Source organism: Corallococcus sp. CA053C (assembly GCF_003611675.1).
GTDB lineage: Bacteria > Myxococcota > Myxococcia > Myxococcales > Myxococcaceae > Corallococcus.
Genome location: NZ_RAWA01000794.1, coordinates 1 through 1,139 on the forward strand (window position 1 = coordinate 1; position 1,139 = coordinate 1,139).

The 1,139-nt window shown below is 71.7% G+C and carries 1 protein-coding gene; it reads left to right on the forward strand.

Annotated features, from left to right (window positions below; genetic code table 11):
* Positions 1 to 176 precede the first annotated feature (176 nt).
* On the forward strand, positions 177 to 1,016 hold the full coding sequence (locus D7V97_RS43195) for an Ig-like domain-containing protein (protein ID WP_120616286.1): 840 nt from the start codon (positions 177 to 179) through the stop codon (positions 1,014 to 1,016).
* Positions 1,017 to 1,139 lie beyond the last annotated feature (123 nt).

The window sequence follows — 1,139 nt, forward strand, 5'->3', positions numbered from 1 at the left end:
GGCGGGAGGGGGAGGCCCTGGCCGCGCAGGTGCTGGGGACGATGGAAGGCCGAACCGCACGCCGCTGAAAGGGCCGGCGGGTGTCAGCAGGCGTGCAGGCGGCCGTGGTTTTCACGCCTGTCGCGTGAGGGGTCGTTAGACTGCCGCTCCTCCCCTTTCGTTCCAAGACTGCCTTTGTGAAGACGTTGCGCCTGCCCTCCCGTTCCCTGTTGGGTCTCCTCGCGCTGGGTGTCCTCGGCGCGTGTGGACCGTCGCCGACGACCATCACCCTCGAGCCGCCCGAGCTGCGCTACCTGCGCACGCAGGGCCAGAACCTTCCGCTGAACTACACCGTGCTGGACGCGGACGGGCGCCGGATGATGGACGCACGGCTGAGGTGGACCAGCTCCGCGCCGGACGTGGCCTCCGTGCTGGAGGACGGCACGGTGGTGGCGCGCAAGTCCGGCAAGACCATCATCGGTGTGCAGGGCGGAGGGGCGAAGGCGGCGCTGCCGTTGGATCTCACCATCCTCGCCTCGCTGGACGTGCGCGCGCCGGGCGCGGACTTCGTGGAGATGGGGCGCACCATCAAGCTGAAGGTGGTGGCGCGCAACGAGGTGGGCCACGTCATCCCCGACGCCGTGCCCACCTTCCGCTCCAGCAACGAGGCGGTGGCGCACGTGGAGAACGGGGAGCTCATCGCCTCGACGGCGGGCCTGGCCACCGTCACCGCGACGCTGGGCCACCTGACCCGGGCCATCGCCGTGCAGGTGGTGCCGCCGGACTTCGCCCGCCTGGGGCTGAACCTCACCTCGTACACCTTCAAGAAGAAGGGCCAGTCGGTGCAGGTCCAGGCGCGCGCGTACAACCGCAACGGCGCGGTGTTGGACCGCGTGCCGCTGGAGTGGTTCAGCTCCAACTCCGCCGTGGTGACGGTGTCGCCCGAGGGCCGGGTGACGGCGGTGGGCCAGGGCCGCGCGGTGGTGTCCGTGGTGGCCGGTCGTCGCCGCACCGCCGCGGACTTCATCGTCGAGTAGCTCCGGCCGGCCCCGCGCCTACTGCTTCTTCGCGGGCGGCGCGGGGGCCTTGGGCGCCGAGGACTTGGGCGCGGAGCCCTTGCGGCCCTTCTTCGGAGGCTCGTCGTCGGGGCAGGGCGGGCG